The sequence below is a fragment of the Bacillus sp. P4_E1 genome (assembly GCF_056401715.1).
On sequence record NZ_JBFUIV010000001.1, the window covers coordinates 321572 to 341809 of the forward strand.

The 20238-nt window shown below is 32.3% G+C and carries 21 protein-coding genes and 2 pseudogenes; 7 read left to right on the forward strand and 16 right to left on the reverse strand.

All coding sequences use genetic code 11. The features are described from left to right. Window positions 1-32 precede the first annotated feature (32 nt). Entirely contained in the window at window positions 33-1163 is a 1131-nt protein-coding gene (locus AC1DS7_RS01565) for an NADH:flavin oxidoreductase (protein WP_476998722.1), read from the reverse strand. Window positions 1164-1216: 53 nt separating this feature from the next. Beyond that, window positions 1217-1861: a DsbA family oxidoreductase gene (locus AC1DS7_RS01570; protein WP_215589014.1), complete on the reverse strand. Its 645-nt coding sequence runs from the start codon at window positions 1859-1861 to the stop codon at window positions 1217-1219. Window positions 1862-2012: 151 nt separating this feature from the next. On the opposite strand from AC1DS7_RS01570, the gene AC1DS7_RS01575 reads away from it, so the two are divergent. Then, complete coding sequence (locus tag AC1DS7_RS01575; protein WP_476998723.1) at window positions 2013-2864, forward strand: LysR family transcriptional regulator; 852 nt, start codon at window positions 2013-2015, stop codon at window positions 2862-2864. Window positions 2865-3473: 609 nt separating this feature from the next. Here AC1DS7_RS01575 and AC1DS7_RS01580 read toward each other — a convergent pair. From AC1DS7_RS01580 to catA, 5 genes and pseudogenes are all read right to left on the reverse strand, one after another. Continuing rightward, entirely contained in the window at window positions 3474-3641 is a 168-nt protein-coding gene (locus AC1DS7_RS01580; RefSeq protein ID WP_476998724.1) for a hypothetical protein, read from the reverse strand. A gap of 454 nt (window positions 3642-4095) precedes the next feature. Next, a complete protein-coding gene (locus AC1DS7_RS01585; RefSeq protein ID WP_088039357.1) occupies window positions 4096-4608 on the reverse strand; it encodes a GNAT family N-acetyltransferase in 513 nt (170 codons plus the stop codon). 186 nt (window positions 4609-4794) lie between these two features. After that, window positions 4795-5739, reverse strand: a pseudogene (locus AC1DS7_RS01590) (GNAT family N-acetyltransferase). A 37-nt stretch (window positions 5740-5776) separates the two neighbouring features. Next, window positions 5777-6301: a GNAT family N-acetyltransferase gene (locus tag AC1DS7_RS01595; protein WP_002141727.1), complete on the reverse strand. Its 525-nt coding sequence runs from the start codon at window positions 6299-6301 to the stop codon at window positions 5777-5779. Window positions 6302-6525: 224 nt separating this feature from the next. Next, entirely contained in the window at window positions 6526-7176 is a 651-nt protein-coding gene (gene catA, locus AC1DS7_RS01600; RefSeq protein WP_002141726.1) for a type A chloramphenicol O-acetyltransferase, read from the reverse strand. Window positions 7177-7377: 201 nt separating this feature from the next. On the opposite strand from catA, the gene AC1DS7_RS01605 reads away from it, so the two are divergent. After that, on the forward strand, window positions 7378-7560 hold the full coding sequence (locus tag AC1DS7_RS01605) for a DUF4021 domain-containing protein (RefSeq protein WP_476998725.1): 183 nt from the start codon (window positions 7378-7380) through the stop codon (window positions 7558-7560). Window positions 7561-7608: 48 nt separating this feature from the next. Here the strand turns inward: AC1DS7_RS01605 and AC1DS7_RS01610 are convergent, their stop codons facing one another. Next, window positions 7609-9840 carry an MMPL family transporter gene (locus AC1DS7_RS01610; RefSeq protein WP_476998726.1) on the reverse strand — a complete coding sequence of 744 codons (2232 nt, stop codon included), beginning with the start codon at window positions 9838-9840 and terminating at the stop codon, window positions 7609-7611. 122 nt (window positions 9841-9962) lie between these two features. On the opposite strand from AC1DS7_RS01610, the gene AC1DS7_RS01615 reads away from it, so the two are divergent. Continuing rightward, a complete protein-coding gene (locus AC1DS7_RS01615) occupies window positions 9963-10586 on the forward strand; it encodes a TetR/AcrR family transcriptional regulator (RefSeq protein WP_002085667.1) in 624 nt (207 codons plus the stop codon). Between the two features lie 126 nt (window positions 10587-10712). On the opposite strand, the pseudogene AC1DS7_RS01620 reads toward AC1DS7_RS01615, so the two are convergent. Both AC1DS7_RS01620 and AC1DS7_RS01625 read right to left on the reverse strand, forming a co-directional pair. Next, window positions 10713-11366: pseudogene (locus tag AC1DS7_RS01620) on the reverse strand (MBL fold metallo-hydrolase). A gap of 82 nt (window positions 11367-11448) precedes the next feature. Continuing rightward, window positions 11449-11856: a GNAT family N-acetyltransferase gene (locus AC1DS7_RS01625; RefSeq protein ID WP_002085668.1), complete on the reverse strand. Its 408-nt coding sequence runs from the start codon at window positions 11854-11856 to the stop codon at window positions 11449-11451. A 672-nt stretch (window positions 11857-12528) separates the two neighbouring features. On the opposite strand from AC1DS7_RS01625, the gene AC1DS7_RS01630 reads away from it, so the two are divergent. Both AC1DS7_RS01630 and AC1DS7_RS01635 read left to right on the forward strand, forming a co-directional pair. Continuing rightward, window positions 12529-12969 carry a MarR family winged helix-turn-helix transcriptional regulator gene (locus tag AC1DS7_RS01630; protein WP_050000737.1) on the forward strand — a complete coding sequence of 147 codons (441 nt, stop codon included), beginning with the start codon at window positions 12529-12531 and terminating at the stop codon, window positions 12967-12969. A gap of 45 nt (window positions 12970-13014) precedes the next feature. After that, window positions 13015-13836: a class I SAM-dependent methyltransferase gene (locus tag AC1DS7_RS01635; RefSeq protein ID WP_088292226.1), complete on the forward strand. Its 822-nt coding sequence runs from the start codon at window positions 13015-13017 to the stop codon at window positions 13834-13836. A 376-nt stretch (window positions 13837-14212) separates the two neighbouring features. On the opposite strand, the gene AC1DS7_RS01640 is transcribed toward AC1DS7_RS01635, so the two are convergent. The 5 genes from AC1DS7_RS01640 to AC1DS7_RS01660 all read right to left on the reverse strand — a co-directional run bounded on the left by AC1DS7_RS01640 (window position 14213) and on the right by AC1DS7_RS01660 (window position 17163). Next, a complete protein-coding gene (locus AC1DS7_RS01640) occupies window positions 14213-14716 on the reverse strand; it encodes a GNAT family N-acetyltransferase (RefSeq protein ID WP_002012819.1) in 504 nt (167 codons plus the stop codon). Window positions 14717-14869: 153 nt separating this feature from the next. Continuing rightward, complete coding sequence (locus AC1DS7_RS01645) at window positions 14870-15340, reverse strand: DMT family transporter (protein ID WP_012260918.1); 471 nt, start codon at window positions 15338-15340, stop codon at window positions 14870-14872. A gap of 19 nt (window positions 15341-15359) precedes the next feature. Continuing rightward, window positions 15360-16052, reverse strand: a complete 693-nt coding sequence (locus AC1DS7_RS01650) for a Crp/Fnr family transcriptional regulator (protein WP_016102042.1) — start codon at window positions 16050-16052, stop codon at window positions 15360-15362. An 18-nt stretch (window positions 16053-16070) separates the two neighbouring features. Next, a complete protein-coding gene (locus AC1DS7_RS01655) occupies window positions 16071-16496 on the reverse strand; it encodes a DMT family transporter (RefSeq protein WP_002127319.1) in 426 nt (141 codons plus the stop codon). A gap of 181 nt (window positions 16497-16677) precedes the next feature. Continuing rightward, window positions 16678-17163 carry a DUF2798 domain-containing protein gene (locus tag AC1DS7_RS01660; RefSeq protein ID WP_476998727.1) on the reverse strand — a complete coding sequence of 162 codons (486 nt, stop codon included), beginning with the start codon at window positions 17161-17163 and terminating at the stop codon, window positions 16678-16680. A 229-nt stretch (window positions 17164-17392) separates the two neighbouring features. Here AC1DS7_RS01660 and AC1DS7_RS01665 point away from each other — a divergent pair, with 229 nt between their 5' ends. Both AC1DS7_RS01665 and AC1DS7_RS01670 read left to right on the forward strand, forming a co-directional pair. Continuing rightward, the gene (locus AC1DS7_RS01665) at window positions 17393-17995 is read left to right on the forward strand and encodes a DUF2441 domain-containing protein (RefSeq protein WP_002031883.1); all 603 of its coding nucleotides are present in this window, start codon (window positions 17393-17395) and stop codon (window positions 17993-17995) included. A gap of 33 nt (window positions 17996-18028) precedes the next feature. Beyond that, a complete protein-coding gene (locus AC1DS7_RS01670) occupies window positions 18029-18982 on the forward strand; it encodes a nucleoside hydrolase (protein ID WP_002141712.1) in 954 nt (317 codons plus the stop codon). A gap of 163 nt (window positions 18983-19145) precedes the next feature. Here the strand turns inward: AC1DS7_RS01670 and AC1DS7_RS01675 are convergent, their stop codons facing one another. Continuing rightward, the gene (locus AC1DS7_RS01675) at window positions 19146-20012 is read right to left on the reverse strand and encodes an MBL fold metallo-hydrolase (protein ID WP_476998728.1); all 867 of its coding nucleotides are present in this window, start codon (window positions 20010-20012) and stop codon (window positions 19146-19148) included. Window positions 20013-20238 lie beyond the last annotated feature (226 nt).

Genomic DNA, 20238 nt, shown 5'->3' on the forward strand with positions numbered 1-20238 from the left:
TTCAAGCACTATCACTATTATACGAAGAATGTTTACACTTCAAATCCTTTGATTTTAGCGTCAGGACTTAATGTCTTTTCCGGTACAAATTCGTCTGGTTGTACTCCATCTTTCACTTTGTTTGCCCAGTCATAGTTAGCAAGAGCTCCACGACCTAAAGTGATAACATCAGCTTCACCTTTTTCGATAATTTCTTTTGCTTTTTCTGGGTCATGAAGGCTTCCATTTGCGATAACAGGTAATTTGCTGTACTTTTTAGCTAATGCTGCAAGAGTAGATCCAGTTCCAAATGCTGAATCTGTTGTGCTTGTTCCTTCGTCTTCAGAGAATGCAGGTTGCCATGCTTCAAATTCTGTTACATGGATAAAGTCTAGTCCTGCTTGTCCTAACTGACCAAAAATAATTTCAGCATCTTTTTCTTTATCAGCCCACTTATAGAAATAGTCATTTATTTTACCCTGAGAAATTCTGATACCTACTGGATACTCTTCTCCAACTGCTTCACGCACTGCCTTTGAAACTTCCACCAATAAGCGAACACGATTTTCAGTAGTGCCACCATATTTATTAATTCTATTATTAGAATAATACGTTAAAAACTGATCTAGGATGTACCCATTAGCACCGTGGATTTCAACGCCATCAAAACCAGCTTCTCTAGCATTCTTTGCAGCCTCAGCAAACCCTTTAATTACCACTTTAATATCTTCTTTTGTTGCTTCTTTAGGTACTGGGAATTTACCATTACCACCATAAACCTTCATTTGTTGTCCTTTGGGTTCAACCACTGATGGTCCGATTGTGCCCCTTACAAAACGATTTCCTTGAGATAAGGCACCAGCATGCATTAATTGAAGAAATATTTTTCCGCCCTCTTGATGAACAGCATCTGTAACCCTTTTCCAACCCTTAATTTGTTTGTCATTAATGATACCAGGTTGATCGAAATATCCTTGACTATAAGCATCATCTAGATATGTTCCTTCAGTTATGATTAAACTAAATCCTCCACGAGCAAATTTCGCATAATAATTAACCATTTCGTCAGTGACTACACCTTCTGGTGTAGCGCTTGTGCGTGCCATTGGAGCAACACCCACGCGATTGTCAACCGTAATACTACCTAATTTCACGGTTTCGAAAAGTAAATTGTTGTTTGTCATAATATAAACTCCTTCTGTACTTAAAATTTTATTTAATATTTTCGATTTTTAAATTAGCAACCATTAATTCCGCACGTCATACCCTCTGGAAAATCAGGCTGCTTTTTACTAATTTCTTCTGCAATAATATCTTCAAGAGATTCTTTGGAACGAATGCCAGATACCTTTGTATCGCCAATAATAAAAGTGGGCACTGCCGAGATATTTGCTTCTTCATATGCATGATGAAGTGCTTGTTGATGTGCTTCCTGATACTTTCTCGTTTCTAGAGCTGAACGGTACTCATCGGTATTTAAATTGACTTCGCCAGCTAGCTTAGTCAGTACATTAATATCACCAATATCTTGTTCTTCTTGGAAAAAGGCTTTTAGTATACGTTCGTTATATTCGTTTCCCTTCCCATTCTCCTTCGCATATTGATAGCCTTCAAATGCCAAATGAGTATATGGTTGCGGAGAAACTTTTGGAAGTACTATATTAATTCCCATTCTTTCTGCCATAGGATAAACAGATTGTCTCCAAGTGTTCTGTAGATAGCTACCTTCAGGCTTTAGAGTTTCATTCGGGAAAGGACGCAATTCATAAGGCATCCACTCTACTTCTACATCCTTTCCTTTAATTGCTTCCTCCAATGGCTGTTCAGCTAGAAAACAAAAAGGACAAACGAAATCAGAATATATCTTTATCTTTACCGTCATGTTTAATACCGCCTTCCTTAACATAACAAGTTTGTTACTATTGATAACAAACTTGTTATGTGCTTATAATAATATACAGTGTCCGATTAGTAAAATAGATATATTCGAACGTAACGTTCAATAAAATTGAACTAAGAAAGGAAGAAACAGTATGGAACTCAGACATCTGGTCACATTTAAAACGATTGTAGAGAAAGATGGCTTTAAAAGAGCAGCTGATCATCTGGGTTATGCTCAATCGTCCGTTACCACACATATTAAAGAACTAGAGAGAGAATTAGGAAAACCATTATTTGATCGACTAGGTAAAAAAGTAGTGCTGACTCAATATGGTCAACACTTTTTATCGTATGCGGCCAAAATCATTGATTTATATTCACAAGCTTTAAACACCAATGATGAACCGATAGGAAATCTTATTATAGGTATTTCTGAATCACTCACAATAGGCCGTATTCCCCCAATCTTACTTGAATATAAGAGATTATATTCGAAGGTTAATCTCTCTTTAAAATCAATCGATAATTATGATGTTACATCATACTTACAAAATGGAGATATTGATCTTGCATTGATACTAGAGAAAGATGATTTATCCCTTCCAGAACTTTTTACGGAAAATCTGAAAAGAGAAAAGATGGTTCTAATACGCCCTAACGACAGTGAGGACTCTAGTACAGTACTATATACCGAACGATCATGCAGTTATAAATCTGTTTTTGAACACTATATAAATTACAAGCAAATGGATGTAAAGGAGAGTCTCGACTTTCAAAGTATTGAGGCTATAAAGCAGTGTGTTAGAAGTGGACTTGGTATTTCACTCGTTCCTTATTTCTCCGTAAAAGAAGAGCTGATTGCAAGCAAATTGTCGGGTGAAGAAGTATCACCAGAGCATCCTGCCATTTCTACTTTCCTTGCTTACCACAAAGATAAATGGCTTTCACCAGCTATTGTAAAAATGATTGAATTGATAAGAGAACATGCTAAGGGATGGGAATAATTTTTTATTAGCCAAGTAACCTTTAATTGTATTCTTTATGAATACGGATTATCTAAAGCATTAATAACAACCAAAAATTAACATTGTAATAGAAATAAAAAAGGAGCTAATATGCTCCTTTTTCAATTAACAGTTTAAATAACGTTCTCAGTCATAATTTTCAATCTTATAAAATTCGCCTTCCTCATTTCTTTCATATGCACATTAAGGAGGTTCTTAGGATAAATTCTAAAATGTTATTGTCAATATTCAAGACAACTCAAATATTTTCAAATACAGCCTCGCCAATAGTTATTAAAGTGTCAAAATAATTAAACAATTTCTTCTATACTTAATTTTGCAGTTACTTGTTTGTTTGGTATTAGAAAAATTAAGGAAACTCTGCATCTCTTTCTAAACGTTGTCTAAGTACCCTGATATGCCTTAAATGGAATTTAAATAGATTTCATAACCCCCCCTTATTTCCTCTAAATTTGTAAGTGTATATCATTAATTCAATTATTTAAATCAAAAAAATTGATTTATGAGTTGTATTTCCTATATAAGTAAAATAGCATCCTTCAAATATTTGAAGGATGCTGTTACGAACAAATTAATACAATACACTCATCATTTATGAGGATCGACTTGTACAAATTCTTTTACACTTTTACCTATTCCATTATCACCATGAACCATCAACTTATAGTTAAACCATTCGTTCTCTTTCGTTACCAGTGTTGTTCTATTCTCCATATAGCCATCAACTATAGGTATCTCACCTGGTAAATCCGGCAAACGGTTTGAATTCTAGGTCTTTGTTTCTTCGATTCCTCTTGCTCCGTTATCATTTAGAAACCCTCCGTTACACATTTAATTAATTTCGTACACTAGGCTAGTATAAGTAATACATATTGATAAAAAATTGTTTCTTCAATTAGCACTATCCTCAGTATAAGCCCTTAATAAATTAGCTTACAATAAGTCAGTAAACAATTTTTTCTACTTTTCAACAAAATCGTATTAATATAAAACTTCTTTTTAAATTTCACACTTTTGTATTACCTAAACAATCTTTCTACTTTAAAACGACTTTAATTTAATAATCTCACCATAATAAAAAGCATGATACAAAAAACACCATTTTTTTGTATCATGCTTTTTATCTAACAACTATATTATTTAATGTACAACTTTCTTTTAACATGTATAACTTTCTTTTAAAGTGTACAACTTTCTTTTAAGTTCACACCTATTTATTATGTACAATCAAACCATGTGGTCTAAAACGACTCATCATGATTTCGTTAACAAATTTCCCATGAGCCTTCAAATTCCCAACCTTTACACCCTCTTCGATAAATCCAAATTTTTCATATAATACTTTAGCTCTAGGATTCGTTTCTAATACACCAAGTTCCACTCGTTCTAACATTAGCCAATTATCAGCTAAATCAAGCATTTTTGTAAGAAGTGCTTTTCCAATTCCTTTATTGTGATACTCACTATCTACTCCGATGAATAAATCTCCCGAGTGAGATCTTCGCCCTGGACTTTGGGTTAAACCGACAAATCCAACAACTTCTCCATCATATTCTGCTACAAATTCAAATTGATTCTGTGCTAAATTTCGAATTCTATTCTCCATTGCATCTACACGCATACTAGGTAAGAAAACCATATAAGGTAAAACATCATCTTGTATGCATATACGATGAATTGCTCTAGCATCTTGTGTTTCTACTGCTCTAACGTTAATCTCCATCTTTTTCCCCTCCATTCAAATATTCATATTCTAATATCCCATATTAAAATCCTGCCAACCCTTATTTCTTTGTGTTATTTTTATATAATTATTTCGATATAATATTCGCTTTTTGAACATCATCTCTTATATTCCCTCTCGTTCAAAATGAAAAAACCACTTAGAATATGCTAAGTGATTTTTTATTTAATTTTTCACCCTATTATACAACTCAAGCAGTTCTTCTACTGAAATACCATTTATTTTCATACCGGTAATATCACAATTTTCTATTTCAATATTTTTCAGATTACTACTACGTATTGTAGTACTTTCCAAATCACATCTATCAAATGAAATAGGATCTTTATCCTCTCCAAGGCTTGTATCTCTAAATTGAACTCCACCTAAAGTCACAAAATTAAATTTACTGCCAGAAATATTTAAATCTGCATATGAGGAATTTCTAAAATTAATATTTCTAAAGGTTGATTGACTTATATTACAATTACTCATATTCATATGCATTATATTACTACCAACAAATGCACTATTTTTTAAATTTACTTGATAATATTCTGTATTAACCAAATTACAGTTTTCGTATTGACCATTTTTCATATCTTTATTTTTAATTAGGTTCTCTCCAACTGCATCTACATTTTTTCTTTTTACATAGCAATACTCATCTTCAGATTTAAAAATTATTTCATAGCCCATTTTTTTATAAAAATGATGATTATTAATTTGTCTACTAGATGTTTCAAGATCCCAAATCCTTATGTTCGGAAATTTTTCTTCTATTAACTTAATAACCCGCGATCCAATTCCTTTTCCTTGAAGAAAAGGCTCTACAAAAATACGATCGATTCTTCCGTACGATTTACCAGAGATCGTAACTATAATTCCCCCGATTACTTTTTCACCCATTATCACTTTGTAAGTATCCAATTATTCAATTGAATATTTCATCATTTCAACTGAAGAATATCCTGGCGGTTGAATGTTATAATCAATTACATCACCTTGGCCGTATAACCATCGCTTTGCTTCTTCATCAAATGTTCTTTTCATTATTTCTGTTAACTTTTCAGCATCTAAAATTGTAGCTTTTTCTATAGATATTATTGTCATTTTTGTTTTCCCCTTCATTGTTATAAACCGATAACTTTTGTGAACGATATAGTTATTAATTTACTTTTGTCTTTAATATTTTTCCCATTATTACATATGGGGCATCACTTTTACTTGGGTGAAATGGCTCTAATACATCCACCCAATCCAATCTTTTATATAAAGAACGCGCTTTTTCATTGTTTATTTGTGTTGTTAAAATACTCGTTCTATTTGAAATCCCTTCTAATAATTCATTATGTAATTTCATTCCAAGACCTTCATTTCGATATTGTGGGTGAACTGCTAACTCTACAAATTCAAAACAATCTTGTAACCATTCGTCTGCTTGTTCTAGATTTAACGCTTCTCTCATTAATTGATTATAGTACTGCCCTTCTAATGAGCGATAACCATAAGTAAAACCAACTACCTCATTTTCATCATTTATTGCTACTATACCTTTAAAATCTGCATATTCTATATGTCTTTTCATTCTCTCAATCATTTCAGTAAAATTTGTTTTCTCAAATGCTTTACAATACAATTTTGCCATATTATTAATTAGGATTTCATCTTTTTCAATACGTATGAATTTCACTTTACCTTCCCCCTATTAAAACATTTGAACCCTTAAATAATTATAAAATAAAGAAATTTAAAACTAATCACTCTCTTTACTATTAAACTACAAATCAACCTATATTTTCCACTGTTACTTAATATGAATGAATAAAAAGAAGAGAACATGTAATATACATATGTTCTCTTCTTTTTATTTTAACGCTTATTCATTTTCAATTTTATATAATTAATAATTAGATATTACTTAAGCCACTCGTTACAAGTATTAGCTAGCTCCTGTAAATCCTCTATAAATCGACTCGCATGATATCCATCACAAACCGCATGATGTACTTGCAATGAAACAGGTAGCATAACCCTGCTTCCATCATTGAAATATTTCCCACAAGTAATAATTGGTAATAAAGAATCACCATCATTATTAATATTTAAATTAAATCCTGTAAAACTAGTCCAAGGTATACCAGAAATCGGAAAAATATTTGGCGGAATATTTTCTTTCGTGAAGAAACCATGAACATTAGCATAACATCTCATATCCTCTTCATAGTTTTTATAGAAAATGTGGAAATCGCTAGAATAACCCGTCCATATACTTGAAAAAGATTTATCATCTTTATGAAAGATTGTATAACTAGGTATCATTTCCTCCCAATACCCTAAAACTCCTTCATCATTAAAACATGTTCGAAATTCTGTATGTTTATTTATCACTCTAGAAATTACATAAATAAAAGTCGGATAAAATTTGATTTCCTTTTGATGTATTTCCTCTAGCATCATCGTAATATCAACATTCGCTGTCATACTAAACGAACACTTTAATTTTAAATAATGTTCAAAATACTGCTCTCTATTCCAATTTTCTCTGTCAATTACATGAAACTTCATTTTAATAGCCTCCTAAAATTTTATTTTTATTTTAGAAGGCTAACTTTCTTGTTTTCACCACACTTGTTCACTCCTTACAGTTTAAATTTAATACTAAGCTTTTTATTTAACTATATAACATCTGCAGAAATTCGTTCACATATTTCTGGAAATCCATCCACATACTATTAATAAATCAAATGACGTTTGGAGGATTCAAACATGAATGACAAAAATGTAAATAAAAAAGAAAATGTTATCGAAAATACTACATCTATTCAAAATAATAATACTGCAAATCTTAATATCGAAGAACAAGCAATGAACGGCTCATATGGAATGCCCGAAACAACCATTGAAGATGCTGATYACGTTGTAACTGATGATTTGACTTCAAAAAATTAATGAACTACATAGAAAAGAGCCAAGGAAAATATCCTTGGCACTTCTCTATTATATATCCATTTTTTTTACTTCTTCTCTCTTTTTAAAAAGTTTCCCTGGCCAAAAAGCAAAGCGTCCTAAAACGACTGTAATCGCAGGTACAAGCAGTGGTCTTACAATAAATGTATCTAGTAATACACCAATTGCAGTTACAATACCAAATTGGACAAGAACTTGAATTGGAAGTGTGCCTAACACTGCAAAAGTCCCTGCTAAAATTAAACCTGCGGATGTAATTACACTACCTGTTTGTATAACACCATTTTTAACTGATTCTAAATGATTTTGTTTCTTTTTATTCTTCCATATTTCAGAAACCATAAAGATATTATAATCCTCTCCTAAAGCAACTAAAAATACGAATGCATATAACGGTATCGCACCTTGTATCGCGGGAGCTCCCATACCGAAATGCAGTAAAATCCAGCCTGCTCCTAATGCAGAGAAGAAAGATAAAACGACAGTTACAATTAAGTAGATCATCGCAACGATTGAACGTAAATACACGAGTAAAAGTAAAGCGATGATACTAATCATAACCGGAATAATAACCGCTTCATCCCGTTCAGTAATTTGCTTTGTATCATATAAGGAAGCTGTTTCTCCGCCAATCCATAAATGATTCTCAGCTTTACTAATTCCTTCATCTTTTAATACCTTTTCTACACTATTTTTCAATTTAGGGATTTGATCTAATGCTTCAATTGAGTATGGGTTTTCCACTAAAGAAACTTCATACATTTGCAATTGATTATTTTCTTTTCCCTTCATTGGCTCTTTCACTTTATTAACAAAAGATAATTTCTCTATTTCTTGTTTAATAGGTAAATCTTTTCCCTTTGAATCAACTACAATCTTTACTGGCGCTAATTCTCCAGCTGAAAAATGATCCGTAATTAATGTAAATCCTTCGCGTGATGGCATATCTTTCGGGAATGATTCTAATAAGTCGTACGTGTATTGAATACGCGGTACAAATGAAGCCAAGCCTCCTAATAAAAATACGGTTAGCATAATAATTGTCCACGGTTTACGTACAACGATATCCCCAAGTTTTTTACTAAAGAATCCTTTAGTATTTTTTACTTTTACTACTTTCTTCTTCTTTCTTGCAAACTCTTCATTCATTTCAGCTGTTCTCGGTATGAACGGGAAAAATGCAACTCTACCGAAAATTAATAATAATGCTGGAAGAATCGTTAAAGCAGCGATTCCCATAATGAAAACAGCCACACTAAATGGAACTGCGAATCGATGAAAAGCTCCATAATGAGCAAGTAATAACGTTCCTAACCCTAATACTACAGTAAGTGCACTCATTATAATTGCTCCACCTGATGCTTTTATCGCAAGTTGCAATGCTTTATACTTACTTTCTTCTTCTAGCAAGTACTCTTTATATCTTGAAATAAGAAATAAACAATAGTCCGTTCCTGCTCCAAACAGTAAGACAGTCATAATCGATATAGCCTGTGCATCTACTTTAATCCATCCATTGTCTGCTAAAAAGCCCAGTGTCGGACTGATAATTCCGTATGCAAAACCAACAACGAGTAAAGGTAAAATTGCTAAAATTGGTGAACGGTACAGTAAAATTAATAAAACCAATACTAGTAGTACAGTAGCAACTAATAATTTCACATCAGCTTGACTAAATAAACTTACCGCATCCGTTTGAATACCTACAGGTCCAGATAATCGAACATGTAAACCAGAGTCGGTAATTTTTTGTTTGAACGGATCTTCATCCACTTTACTATTCACTATTTTTCGTAACTCTTCTAAATTACCTTTTAATATATCCGTTCCAGCAGATTTATTAAAAAATATTGGTGTGACAAATGATGTACCATCTTTTGATGCACTTTTTGATAATACTTGCTCTGGAATTGTATCAAATGGTGGTAACAATGATTGTTCTTTTAAAGGGTCCTTTTTTAACTCTTTATAAACGTCCTGTATTAATTTGTAGTCTTTTGACTCTAATCCACCATCCCGATGCCATACAACTAACAACGGGTTTCCTGCATTATTAGGAAATTCTTTTTTCATAAGTGCTTCAGCTTGCTGTGACATAGCTGTTTCAGGTAAATTTTTCGGATTCGGTTCTTTCGTACTGTTTACTTGTGGTAACGTAAATGAAAGTACTAATGTAATAAGAATCCATACCGATAAAGTTATCCATTGCGTATTCTTCCCTGCTACAAGCCTCCCTAACATATGTAACGGGTGCTTTTTCATAAAACCCCACCTTCCTTTTTTCCTCCAATATTAATTATATATACTGGTCGGTTAATTAATCAAGAATGATTAAAAAATTATGTTATAATTATCTCAATAATAAATGTCAGGAGCGAATGTATTTGGATCAAAAACAACGTCCTCTCGGAAGGCCTCGTCAAAATAAAAATACAAAGTCTACAAAAGAAATCATTTTAGAAGTTGCAACTAGGTTATTTCTCACTCAAAATTATCAAGTTGTTTCAATGGATGAGGTCGCGAAAGAATGTGGAGTTACAAAAGCAACTGTCTACTATTACTATTCAACAAAAGCTGATCTATTTACCGCTACTATGATTCAAATGATGGTGCGCATAAGAGAAAATATGGATCAAATACTCTCTACGAATAAAACTTTGGAAGAAAGATTATTGAACTTTGCTACAGTATACTTACACGCAACGATGGATATTGATATGAATAATTTTATGAAAGATGCAAAACTTTCTTTATCTGAAGAGCAATTAAAGGAATTAAAAAATGCCGAGGATAACATGTATGAAGTGTTGGAAAAAGCGCTAGATAACGCAATTCTCCTTGGAGAAATTCCTAAAGGAAATCCTAAATTTGCTGCCCATGCTTTCGTCGCTTTATTATCAATCGGGAATTTTAAAGATGAGAATCACAATCCTACTCTTGCAAATATAGATGAATTAGCAAAAGAAATCGTTTCGTTTTATTGGAATGGATTAAGTCATCAAAATTAAATTGATTATATTTAATAAAGAGCATGTTTGAAATCCCTTCAAACATGCTCTTTATTAATTTAAGGGTTTTATTTATATACTAGCAATTAAATTATACTTTAGCACCGATTAACAAAAAATTCTTATCTATAGCTCTTGAATTTGTGCATTTATATTCCCCTTACTTAATCCACCATGGTAACAAACTACAGAATCAATTTCTAGATTTAAATACTTCTTCAAAGAATTTTGCGCTTCTTTTATATCCAAAGTAGTTGGGGCATGAATTCCCCCTAAAATTCCGTTTACACTATACATTGAATCCCCAGCGATAAGAGTTTTACTTTGTCTCAAATATAAACTAATATGACCAGGAGTGTGCCCTGGGGTATGAATAATAAGAATACCACCGCAATATGGAAGTTCTTGGCCTTCAACCAAAGTATCATCCACTTTTCCTTTTGGTGGATTCTGTACTTGTGCATCCTTCAACAAAGGTAACTCCCCCTCGATATATGGCTTATCTAGATCGTGAGCATAGACTTTTATATTACTTCCACAGTTTTGTAATAGTTCAGGAAGACTACCTATATGATCTATATCTTGATGCGTCAAAATCACGGCTTTTAGTTTATCAAACGATACTCCAACCTTACCCATTTCTATTCGTATATCTTCAATTTGTCCAGGAAATCCAGTATCTATTAAAACTGCCATTTCATCATCCCATTAAAGAATTGGGTGAATAATATACTCTTGAAATTCAAGATGTAACATCTCTACCCCTTTAGCAATCTCCATAACATTATTCTCCTTTATAATGAAATTTTTGAAATCTAAAAATTGGCCTGATAAACAAGTAATTCTAAATTACAAAGCCTCGCTATCGTTTAATATGTTTCGTCATACCAATCGAAAATTCCTCAAATCCAATTGATTCATAGTAATATTTTAAATCTTCAACACACATAAGTTGTGGAATAACTCGTTTTTGTTCACAGTGCCGGATTAATCGTTCCACTATTTCCTTTCCAATGCCTTTGGACTGATATTCCGGTAATACACACACTCCGCAAATAATGCCAGTAATTACACCATCTGATATAACACGTCCCATCCCTACTAACTTTTGGTCATCAAAAACATATATTGCATACCAACTTTGCTTACACATTTGCTCTAACTCATTAACCGATAATTCAAGAGAATTCCATCCTAAAGATTCATACATAGTTAATAATTCATTGAAATCTTTAGGGGGTTCAATCGTGTAATTTAAAATAGTTTTCATGTAAATACTCCCTATCATCCTTTTTGTTTTATTCCAAAAAAATTTTGACCATCGTTAAACTGACTAGAACAATACTTCAATAAGAAAAAATGAAACTCCTTCTCTTTAAAAACATAAGGAACTTAATAAGATTGGTACCATATATATTTTTCTATTTAATATTTGTTTAATATATCAACTAATGGTGAGTATAAAATATATACATTTCAACCATCACCAAATACTGAATCTAAATTACAATTATAAGAAAAAGAAGGTATCTCATCTTTGTGAGATACCTTCTTTTATATCAATCCATCATTATATTATCAACCAAAAATCATACAGCTACATACGATAAGAACAAACAAAACTAATAAACTATTTGAGAAATAACCCATAGAATACTACCCCTTTATTTCATTATGTAAAAGATTTTACCATAAAATTATTAATAGTATAATGACTGAAAAAGACATTGGCTTCATTAGTTTTTTATGTATAAAGTAATATTTTATAATCTTTCTACTCACCGCTCATAAAAAACTTTAACTTTTCCTCTAATGCATCTCTCACGATTTAAATAACATTGATATTAGTAAATAAACAATTACTAATATCAATGTTATTATTTGATTTTAAGTAAAAATAGTAATAAAATAATTACTAAATTGATAAAGGACACGAAAAATAATGACTAATAAAGAATTAATAAACGAATACATGAATTTATTATTAAATATGTCAGGTACTTTCAAATTATTATCAGAGAAATCCACTGAATTTACACATTTAGAGCAACACATAATTGAGTATATTGCCCAGCAAAAAGTCGCTGTAAATTTAAAAATGATTGCTAGTTATTTAAACATACCTAAACAACAATTAAGTGTAACCGTTCGTAATTTAGAGCAAAACGGATACATTGTAAAAAAACAAGATACAGTAGATAAACGAGCTGTTTTAATTTCCTTAACAGATAAAGCTGAAAAAGTACATTACGAAAGATGGAAACAAATTTATAATAATTTCACTAGTAATCTTGAAAAACTCAGTGAAGAAGATCAACGTGATTTAACTTACGGACTGTATAAAACAAATAAAATGCTATCAAAAATGCTAAATAACGACTAATCATATATATATGATATTTTTTTATTATTAAATGGAGGACGTTTCATGGTTAAAGAAATAGATTTACAATCAGTTCAAAGTACTATGCTTATTCCACTATGGGGACGAGCATATGGTAGTGAGAAAAACAAGGATATTTTAGATGATACGGAAGCTATTCGGATTATTAAAGAATGCGACTTTGATTTCTCTAAAATAGCAGATACATTTGGCGAATATGGATGTATCACTTACATTACCCGTGCAAGAAAAATAGACGATACTATTAAACAATTTATTAGAAAACATCCGAATGCTACTATAGTAAATATCGGTTCTGGACTAGACACTACTTTTTCAAGAATTGATAACGGTACTATACAGTGGTATAACCTTGATTTGCCTGATGCGATCGCTTTCCGCAAAACATTAATTGAAGATACACCACGAAATATAAGCATTGCCAAATCATTTTTTGACACTTCTTGGTTCAACGATATAAAATATGATCCAAAAGACGGTATTCTTTTTATATCAGCAGGTGTGTTTTATTACTTTAAAGAAGAAGAACTGAAGGAGATATTTGTCGCTATGGTAAAACGTTTTCCTGGAGGAGAGTTATATTTTGATGCCGAATCAAAGTTCGCACTGACACTTTCGAATGCTACTGTAAAAAAATCTGGTAATAACGGCGCTATGATGTATTTTTACGTAAATAATCCAAAGACAATAGAAAAGTGGTCTTCTAACATAAAAATATTAAGCTGCTCCCCTTTCTTTAAACATATACCTACAAATAAAGATTGGGATGGAAGTACACGAATTATGATGCGGATTGTAAATTTAATAAAGATGTTGAAGTTCGTTCATATACGGTTTGAAAAATGATAAATCTATAGCTTATATATTAATCATATATAAAAGAAGACCTCGATTTTATTAAATTCATATAATAATCTATAGGATAGTTAGTCCATTATGAGGGCTAACTATCCTTTTTTATTTACATAATGAATGAAATAAGTAAACAATAAATATTTAATTTAATCAGTATAATAAAGATATATAACTTGAAACGTTCGATTGGTTTTTGGGGGAGGGCATAGCCTCGGTGCGAAGGCAACACTCCGCTTTCGAGGACATGCTTCAGTTATAGTTTGTCACTATTTGAATTATAAATCAGTTATTTTATCTTTATCTGAATTCTTGCCCAAACTAATGACCTCTTCTCCTTTTCAATAGTTTCGAGTTAGGTCCGGGATTTCTAAAGGTCGCGTACGTTCCAAACAATCTCACCGCGCTCGTCCCACGTACTGTGATGCCTCTTAAATCCTATCTTTTCTAACACCCGGAAGGACGCAACATTCCAAGCGCCTACAGTCGACCAAAGTCTGTGGCGCCCCGTAGCAATCGCAGCGTCCAGCACAACAGATGCTGCCTCAGTCGCATAGCCTTTGCCATGAGCACTGCGGAACAACTCGTATGCGATCTCCGGCTCTTCCAGTGTGGAACGACCGATAATCAAGCCACAGTATCCGATGAAATCACCTTCGTCTCGTCGGCGAATAGTGAGAAGGGAAATGCCATTTTCGCCTGCTCTCTTACGCATCTCTATAAGCATACTACGAACGGCGTCAAGGGTTGGCATATCCACACCACGTTCGCCAATTAATTTTCTCATCCAGACTGAATCGGATTCCTCCCACATACTCAGATCAAGTCGTTCAGTTTTCAGCTGGAACTCCATAGCTTTAAATAAAGCTGTCATAGTGGAAACCTCCTAGTTATGTCACTGCACTCATAATATAATGTACACCATCTTCCAACATGTACTGAATCACTTATTTTCTCTCCTTATCGCTCATTTACTACCACCTAAATGTATATGTTCTAATTATTAACACCTTTTCCTTTAAATTCTTTAGACCCTATCCTCATTTATAGTAATAGCTTTCTTATTCGAAAAAAGATTTTTAAAAATTCCTACCCCTACAATTAATAGACCTATACCAATTAATTTATTTATTTGTATAGGTACTCTCTCCATTCCAAACAATCCAAATGTATCAACACATAATGCAACAACTAATTGAGTAATAAGGCTAATGAGCACCGTATAAGCTGGACCTAAACTCTTTATTGCACCCATTATACAAATAATTAATCCGATACCAAACAATCCACTTATATAAAATAAATAATTTGCAGTATAAAAGTTAACGCTTATACTTTTCTCTGTAATGATATGAAATAAAACAGAACTTATGAGACCTATTCCAAGAACACATGCAGTTGTTAACCACTGTCCTACAATTTCATTCACTTTCGTATTAAAAACAGATTGTAAGCTAATTAATATTCCAGCTAATATAGCTAAACTAAATCCAATCATAACCCTTCTCTCCCTTTCATTACTCATATATATTATCTTTAGCAACTTCCTTCATTCTAGAAAAATCTTTAATTACAATAACTCCATTTTTCTTTTTAATTAATTTTTCACTATAAAATTTTTGTAAAACTCGAATTACATGCCTATAACTTACACCTATAAAATCTGCAATACTTGATACAGAAGTTGAATCTAAATCCTCTTTATACATATTCCCATTACTATCCGTTGAAATCGAAAGTAAATAACTAGCTACACGTACTTCTACCGGATAAAGTAAATTTAGAGCTGTAAAACGAGTCGATATTTTTAACGTGTTCGCAATGTTTTCAAGCAAGAACTTCATAAATATAGGATCATGTAATAACTTATTTCTAATAACTGTATTAGAAATGGAGATTGCTACAACATCTGAACAAGCTTCAACAACATTATGTGCTTTGCTATTTTGTATTAATTCAATATCACCAACAATTGCTAATGGATTGATAAAGCGAAGGATTAGTTTCTTTCCTTCTGGTGTAATCGTGTAAACTTTTACTTTTCCTTTAATAACAAAATATAAACGATGAATTTCATCATCTTTATCGCAAATAAGCTTGCCTTTTTCAAAATGATTTACTTGAAAATTGTCAGTACTTATTCCTGAAAAAATTTCAAGTATATTATAAGCTTTCAAATATTGAATAATTAAGTCTGATTTATTATCCACTTACAGTCCCTTCTTTCCTTACATATTAAACACAAAAATACCTAAAATCATTACTATTGTCCCCACAATATGGTATCTCTCCATTTGTATCTTTTTTATATGAAATAATCCTTTCATTTCAATAACAGTAGCAGTTAATAATTGAGCAACCATAAGTGTTCCAGCTGTTAATGTAACTCCCATTGAATATATCGCCATTGTTTCCGCACAAATAATCAACCCACCAAGTGCGCCAGCTGCTAAATATACTTTTTTTACACCCTTTAAATCCGTTACTTTCTCTTCTTTCTTTAACAAAAATATAGTTGTTGCAATAAGAAACCCAATTAAATGCGTCATAATACTCGTCGACCATATACCGATATCTGAACTAAGTTTCGCATTAAACGTACCTTGAAGTGTAATGAATACTCCTCCAAAAACTGAAAGTAAAATACCTTTCAAAAAAATCATCTCCTAATCTTCTATCTATGATTTAATTAAAAGCTACAATACTACAACGACAAAAGGACAAATGTCACATCGATATGAAAATAATTAGTAATGTACACGAAAAAACACATCTCAAAATATGTGAGATGTGTTTAAAATATTTAATCCGTATATAATATTTTAGTAATTAAAACTACGCTACATTAACACCTTTATTCTTCAAAACAAACTTTCCAAATAAGAAACGTACAAGAGGTCCCATTATTATTAATTGAAGTGGGTACGCCATAATGAAATTTTTAATGAAAATCGAGAAATAAATTGAAGCGAATGAGTCACCATGTAACCCATTATGTAAATACATCATAGCCATTCCGTAAAATGACATAAAGAATACCATTCCGATTACCATTGTTGTTGCCATCGCAATAATCATGTTTACTTTTTTTGATTTATCAAATGGTAATGCAAATACAATCTTTTTCGCACACGGTCCAACGATACATATTTCAATTAATAGCGCAATAATAAATCCAATTATTAGTTCTAATGCGATTTCCTTAATATGAATTGGTCCTCCTGCTCCATTCATTAATAAATTGTAAAACGTCATAACGATAACCATCCCGAGGCACATCATCATACCAAATTGGAGGCTTTCCTTTCTTGTTGTTGGCAATTTTCATCATCCCTTCTCTTTGAGTCTTTGTCATTATATCGATATTGGAAACTCCTTCGTAAGTGAACATTTTGTGAACATTTTTAAAGCGTTTACGTGCATTTCTTCCACTCTTCACTCCAATCCTCCCACTTTATAACTTTTTACTTACAAAGGTTTTATATATTTTGATGTTGAATTATTAAATTTAATATTGAATTATATGATAATTACTACTAGGAGGATAACCATGAATAAAGCAGAATTTTACGCATATCACATCGTTACAAGGAAAACAATGAGTATCGGACAAATCATTCACTTTGACAAAAATCAAACTAATACCCTCTATCACTTCTTTTTTGAAAGAGAACAATTAAATTCTAATGATGAAGACTCCATTCAAATTTTAAAAAGGCATTATATCAATAAGGAATTACATATAAATAATGAAAATGCTAAAGTAGTTCTGAATTATATAGATCAAACAATTAGAGCGGTTAGAGAAACGATTGTAGAAATGGTTAGACTGCAAGAATTTCCTGAATATCCCTCAAGGTTGTCTTGCTTATATGCTTCCAAAAGCTATGAGGATGCTTTGAAATGGAAAGCGCTATTTGATTCTTATAATCGAGAAGTTTTGCAGATTGTTAAACTACGAGTAATCGGAAGTTCTTTTGAAGGTGATGGAAACCTTTTGCCGAAAGAAGATGGTATTCCTTTCGCTCAAAAAATGGAACAAGCTAGAGAGTATTGGAAAGGAAACGTTAGAAATGAACTTCCTGAGTTACTGATTAATGGGAGAATTGAAGTGGTGGAAATTATTGATGATTTTTCATCAATTAAAATTTAATTCCTGGTTAAATTTTAAAGAATGGAGATTAAAATGATGAAAAAAGTGTACTTCAATCATGATGGTGGTGTAGATGATTTAATATCACTATTTTTACTACTCCAGATGGAAAATATAGAACTTACAGGTGTTTCAGTTATTCCTGCAGATTGTTATTTAGAACCAGCAATGTCTGCCAGTCGTAAAATTATAGATCGCTTCGGCAAAAATAATATTGAGGTAGCAGCGTCCAACTCTCGTGGAAAAAACCCATTTCCAAAAGAATGGCGGATGCATGCATTTTATGTAGATGCTTTACCAATTTTAAATGAGTTTGGGAAAGTTGTTACACCTGCATCAAAAAAACCTGCACATCATCATATAATAGAGACTCTTCTACAAACTGATGGAAAAACAACTTTATTATTTACAGGGCCCCTGACTGACCTTGCTCGTGCACTATATGAATCTCCAATAATCGAAGATAAAATTGAACGTCTCGTTTGGATGGGCGGTACATTTCGTACTGCAGGCAATGTACATGAGCCAGAACATGACGGAACAGCCGAGTGGAATTCATTTTGGGATCCCGAAGCAGTAGCTCGTGTTTGGAATGCTAATATAATCATTGATTTAGTAACTCTAGAAAGTACAAACCAGGTTCCGCTAACTATAGACATACGTGAACAGTGGGCAAAAGAGCGTAAGTATATTGGTGTTGATTTCCTTGGTCAATGCTATGCAATGGTCCCCCCTCTCGTTCACTTTTCAACTAACTCTACCTACTATTTGTGGGATGTATTAACTGCTGCGTTTGTTGGGAAAGCTGATCTTGCAAAAACAAAAACGATTGCTAGTATCGTTCATACATACGGACCCAGCCAAGGACGTACAGTGGAAACTGCTAACGGAAGACCAGTAAATGTCATTTATGATGTAAAACGTGATGCATTCTTTGAATATATTACTGAATTAGCTAAAAAAGCTGCTAATCACAACCAGTGTTGAAGGCCGTATAAACCCAGTTGATGAGCCAGCAAAAAAATTTAGAAATTGGTTGGGACTAAATATTTAATTATTAAAAAGAGTATTGAATTAATTTTCAATACTCTTTTTGTGCAGTTACATTGCATTTGGTCAGAACAAGCATCAATTGATTTAGAGTTAGGTTTTACAGATTAACCATTTCATAACCATTTACAAAGTACGTTATTGTTTCTAGCTCATCTTCATTTAATTCTCTATCTAGTTCTTGTTTATATGCTGCCTTTATCTTCTCTTCATCGCCTTTATGAGTTTCCGTATAAGTTCCTACTGTTTTTAATAAACGAATCTCTCGCAAAAATTCATTTCGATCTATAGCTTCCCCATGTGAAAGAATATAGGTCTCGGCATCAAATGCCACTAACTCTTCTACTAATTTAAACGTTCGTTTCGTCGTATAGTTCCACTTAGAAGAAAAAATATTTGCATAAATACAATCTCCTAAAAACAATATCTTTTCTTCTTTAATATAAATGACAACAGAGTCATGTGAATGGTCTCCGCCCACATGCTTTAACACACATGTCACATCACCAAGGTCTAATTCAAGTTGCTTCTGAAAGGTTAAGGTCGGCGGAATAATTTGAATATTTCTTGGTTGTTCACTGAACTCTTTTTTTATACAGTCCGCACAAAATTCAATTTCTGTGCCTTCTTTTACTCGTGTGTCCAACGCGTCATCTGTCCATTTATAAGAAACTAGTTTCTGCATCTCTCTTTTCGTTTCAGAATGCGCAATAGATAATGCACCTTGTAGTACAGGTAATCCAAAAATATGATCCCAGTGCCAATGCGTTAATGCTACAAAATCAGGATTTGAGATATTTTGCTCTTTTAGCATTTCTAAAAACAATTGTGCATGTGCTTCTGAATTACCTGCATCTATCATCAAAGTCTTTTCTTTTCCAACTACCATTCCTAAGATAGGTCTATCGGTCTCGGAAACAGGTGTCATATACCAAAATGAGTTTCCTATTTTTTTAATTTGCTGCATAACTATTGCCTCCATTTTATGAATGTGTAAAAATTTCCAGCCGAGAAAATTCTTTATTTTGTATTTTGATTACTATTAAATAACAATGTCAGAAATGAAATCATTCTACATTTTTTATTATCTAGTGAAATACAAATACTAATTTTAACAAGGGAATCCTTTCTCAACATTTGTTACTTTTAATCTATTTTACGCTACGAATTTACATGTAAATTATATTACAATT